Here is a 3,771-nt window from a genome sequence, read left to right as displayed (position 1 = left end):
GGGGCGAGGGAGACGGTCAACGCCATGCGCGCGGAGGCGGACGAGGTGGTGGTGCTGTGCGCGCCGGCAGACTTCCGCGCGGTCGGCCAGTGGTACGAGCACTTCGACCAGCTCACCGACGCCGACGTGCTGGCGGTGCTCGGCCGTAACCGGGCGTCCGGCTAGACCGGCAGCACCGCCCAGACGAGCTTGCGGGAGCCGCCGGGCGTGAGCCAGCCCCACGCGCGGCAGAGGGCGCCGACCAGGCGCAGTCCGCGCCCGTACTCGGCGAACAGGTCGGCCTCGCCGGCCATCGGCGCGGCCGGACTGTGATCGCTCACAACGCAGGCCAGCTCGGTGTGGTCCATGAGCAGCCGCAGGTCGATCGCGCCGCCGCCGTGGCGCATGGCGTTGGTGACCAGTTCGGAGGCGACGAGCTGGGCGTCGAACGCGGCGCGCTCGGCCCCCCACGAGCCGAGCGTCTGGTCGACGAACCGCCGGGCCACCGACACACAGCCCGGTTCGAACGTGCTGAGCTCGTGGAAGCCGAACCGGCGATCGCGCTCGATGGGCCGACCATCGATCAGGACGGCTGTGAGCCACCCTGGCGGCCGCAGACCGCTGGCGGTTTGCGGTCCGGCGTCGAAAGTCGTCATGCTGGCCCCCGAAGCGCGTTCTGGTGTCCAAGACCATCTTTACGGTGTGACGTCGGTGATGCAAGACTCTTTCGTGATTTACGGATGCAAATCGCATCTGCACGTGCAGTGGATCAAGGAGTAAGGGTGAGCGCGGAGAGGGCCGAACGGACGGGCAGCGACATTCTGCGACACTCTCCCGGCAGCCCCACGGTCCTGCGGATCTTGCTGGGCACTCAGCTGCGCAGGCTCCGCACCGGCATGGGCATCTCCCGCGAGGACGCCGGCTACTCCATCCGCGCCTCCCACGCCAAGATCAGCAGGCTCGAACTGGGCCAGGTCAGCTTCAAGGAGCGCGACGTGGCCGACCTGCTCACCCTCTACGGCGTCACGGCCGAGGAGGAGCGGGCGCCGCTGCTGGAGCTGGCCAAGCAGGCCAACGCGCCCGGCTGGTGGCACAAGTACGGCGACCTGCTGCCGGGCTGGTTCGAGGTCTACATCGGGCTGGAGGGCGCGGCCTCGACCATCCGCACCTACGAGAACCAGTTCGTGCCGGGCCTGCTGCAGACCCCCGCCTACGCCAGGGCGGTGATCGAACTGGCCCACGAGCACGCCTCGCCCGCCGAGCTGGAGCGCCGGGTCCAACTGCGGACGGCCCGGCAGCGGCGGCTGACCGGTGACAACCCGCTCAAGCTCTGGGCGGTGATCGACGAGGCCTCGGTGCGCCGGGTGCTGGGCGGGCCGGAGGTGGTGCGCGGGCAGATCGAGCACCTGCTGGAGATCACCGAGCACAGCAATGTCACGCTCCAGATCATGCCGTTCGACCGGGGCGGGCACGCCGCCGCCGGCGGGCCGTTCAGCATCCTGCGCTTCCCCGAGCCCGAGCTGCCCGACGTGGTCTACATGGAGCAGCTGACCAGCGCGCTCTACCTGGACAAGGTGGCCGACGCCGAGCACTACATGAAGGTCATGGACCGGCTGAGCGTCCAGGCCGAGCAGCCGCGCGAGACCCGGCGTTTCCTGGAACGGCTCCTGAACAGCTGAGAACCCCCTGTGAGCCAGGACATAAGGGGAATTTGGTCATCCTCTATATGAGGTACGGAATGTCCCTCTATTCTCGGCTCGTAAGCGCGGATGCACGTGCATCCGTAAGGGACGAGGAGCAACACCCATGCACGAGTTCCGCAACGGAACGCCCGCCCGTCGCCTCCCCGTCGACTGGCGCAAGAGCGCGCGGAGCAACCCCAACGGCAACTGCGTCGAGGTGGCGACGCTGCCCACCGGCGAGGTGGCCATGCGCAACTCCCGGTTCCCCGACGGGCCCGCGCTCGTCTACACGCGAGCCGAGATCACCGCGTTCGTCCTGGGAGCCAAAGACGGAGAGTTCGACGACCTGCTGGTCTGACCAGCCGACCACCCGCCGCCCGGCGGGCATGAGAAAGCCGCCGTCCGGCCGGACGGCGGCTTCTTTCGTGCGCGGGGCTGAGGTCCACCTGATCAGGCAGTTGCCCCGACCGGGTTCTCCGGGGCCCGGCCGTGCCGGGCCCCGGGTCATCGGGACAACTGCGTGATCACGCGATTCGTTCGAGACGCTGCCGGGTGTGTCAGGCGGCGGAGATGCCGGCGCTGGCGGCGCGGCGCATGCGACGGCGACGCTCGGAGGCGCGCTCGTCCTCGTTGAGGCCACCCCACGTGCCGTACTTCTCGGGCCGGGACAGGGCGTAGTCTAGGCACTCCGTGCGGACGGGGCACCCGGCGCAGATCGCCTTGGCCTTCCGCTCACGTACGTCACGCTCGGGCTGCCGCTCCCCGTCGGGGCCGAAGAAGAGCACGAGGTCCTCACCCCGGCACGCGGCATCATCCTGCCAACCCCAGCTGGGGCGCGGGCGGGCGAGCTGCCGACGTACCTGAGACATGAGAAAACCACCTTCGTGAGAGGTATTTCGGTAATTGAGCCGCATTGGACGCTTTGGGCGTCACTGTTCCAACGCAATGCAGGACCGTGATGTTCCCTTGGTCAGGCGAAGGCAGGCGTGGCGTACCGCACAGGCGAGAGCCTGTCCAGCGAAACCAGCCGGTAGGTGGTGGCCTTGTCGGCGCAAACCGAGCCGCACGGCGCTTGCCACGCCGCCGGCCGGACCACAACCTTGAGCCGGACGCCGCCGCAGCGCACGATGGCTTCGGTGACGTCGCCGTCCGACTTGGAGGATTCCACGGCCACCGCGCCGACGGAGCACTCTCCCGTATGGGCTCGGGCGAAGTGCTCGACGGCTTGCAATGGCTCAGGGATACCCGCGCGCCCCCGGAAACGGTCGAGAATGATCTCGCCCGACCGGTACGCGTTAGCCGCTGCGATCGCAGCAGCCTGAGACATGCTGCCGTAGAAAATTCCGTGTGGCAAGCACACAAGGTTGGCAGCGTACCGATCGCCGCCAACGTGTGACGTTTCCCACACCCTTTCTGGCAGTTTCTCCGCCAGAGCGCGGGCGAGGGGCAATCCAATGCGGGCGCAGCACGCGTTGCGCTTCGCGTGCGTGCAGACCAGAAATACCGGCTCGTCTTCAAGTATGCAGGACTCGGGGACCACTCCGGACACGAGCGCGTCCAGGTCAAGATCGTCAGGACCTGCGATGACGCCGCCGGCGAGCCACGGCCGATCTCCGATCCCGTAGCCGACTAGCACACGGATGCCCGGCCGCCGCGCCCGGGTGCGGCGGCCCGGGCGGCGGATGAGCTGCGGTCTGATGCCCCGGGCCAGGGCCCTCGCCACCAGTTCTGAGATGTTCTCAGGAAGTTCGAAGTTTTCCAGGTGCGACGGCCACGGACCGTCGTACTCGACGAGAAGCCAGAGCCGCGCGCCCGCCGTCGCACTCGCCAACGTGGGGACGCCGCCGGTGTGGCATCCTCTGGCGTGCTCGCAACCCTTCTCCACACCGTCCCCCTTCCAGTGATTAGGTAAGACTAACCTAACGGAGGGGAGACCTTCAGCCGAACGCGCCCTCCGCGAGGTCCAGGGCCCGCTCCCGGTCCGCCGTCACCAGGCCGATCCTCGTGCGCCGGTCCAGCAGGTCATCGGCGTCCAGCGCGCCCTCGTGCCGCACGGACCAGAGCAGATCGCCCAGCGTCAGGCCCAGGCCCACCGGCTCGGGACGCGCCG

At 68.8% G+C, this 3,771-nt stretch carries 5 protein-coding genes; 2 read left to right on the top strand and 3 right to left on the bottom strand.

Features of this window, described 5'->3' with window-relative positions; translation table 11 throughout:
- Positions 1-161: 161 nt before the first annotated feature.
- Positions 162-635, bottom strand: coding sequence for an ATP-binding protein (locus tag OUY22_RS36095; protein WP_270159811.1), 474 nt, complete (start codon positions 633-635; stop codon positions 162-164).
- A gap of 126 nt (positions 636-761) precedes the next feature.
- On the opposite strand from OUY22_RS36095, the gene OUY22_RS36090 reads away from it, so the two are divergent.
- Positions 762-1,658 carry a helix-turn-helix domain-containing protein gene (locus OUY22_RS36090; RefSeq protein ID WP_270159810.1) on the top strand — a complete coding sequence of 299 codons (897 nt, stop codon included), beginning with the start codon at positions 762-764 and terminating at the stop codon, positions 1,656-1,658.
- 127 nt (positions 1,659-1,785) lie between these two features.
- Positions 1,786-2,019, top strand: coding sequence for a DUF397 domain-containing protein (locus OUY22_RS36085; protein ID WP_270159809.1), 234 nt, complete (start codon positions 1,786-1,788; stop codon positions 2,017-2,019).
- Between the two features lie 199 nt (positions 2,020-2,218).
- Here OUY22_RS36085 and OUY22_RS36080 read toward each other — a convergent pair whose 3' ends face one another.
- Together OUY22_RS36080 and OUY22_RS36075 are read right to left on the bottom strand one after the other, a co-directional pair.
- Positions 2,219-2,530, bottom strand: a complete 312-nt coding sequence (locus tag OUY22_RS36080; RefSeq protein ID WP_270159808.1) for a WhiB family transcriptional regulator — start codon at positions 2,528-2,530, stop codon at positions 2,219-2,221.
- 101 nt (positions 2,531-2,631) lie between these two features.
- Positions 2,632-3,546: a sucrase ferredoxin gene (locus OUY22_RS36075; protein ID WP_270159807.1), complete on the bottom strand. Its 915-nt coding sequence runs from the start codon at positions 3,544-3,546 to the stop codon at positions 2,632-2,634.
- Between the last annotated feature and the right edge of the window lie 225 nt (positions 3,547-3,771).

Origin of the sequence: Nonomuraea corallina (assembly GCF_027620315.1) — a bacterium.
Lineage (GTDB): Bacteria > Actinomycetota > Actinomycetes > Streptosporangiales > Streptosporangiaceae > Nonomuraea > Nonomuraea corallina.
This window is presented reverse-complemented; position numbering and strand designations above follow the sequence as displayed.

Excerpts from the sequence above, each read along its gene's own strand:
- OUY22_RS36085 (WP_270159809.1), top strand. The coding sequence starts at position 1,786 with ATGCACGAGTTCCGCAACGGAACGCCCGCCCGTCGCCTCCCCGTCGAC.
- OUY22_RS36095 (WP_270159811.1), bottom strand. The coding sequence starts at position 635 with ATGACGACTTTCGACGCCGGACCGCAAACCGCCAGCGGTCTGCGGCCG.
- OUY22_RS36080 (WP_270159808.1), bottom strand. The coding sequence starts at position 2,530 with ATGTCTCAGGTACGTCGGCAGCTCGCCCGCCCGCGCCCCAGCTGGGGT.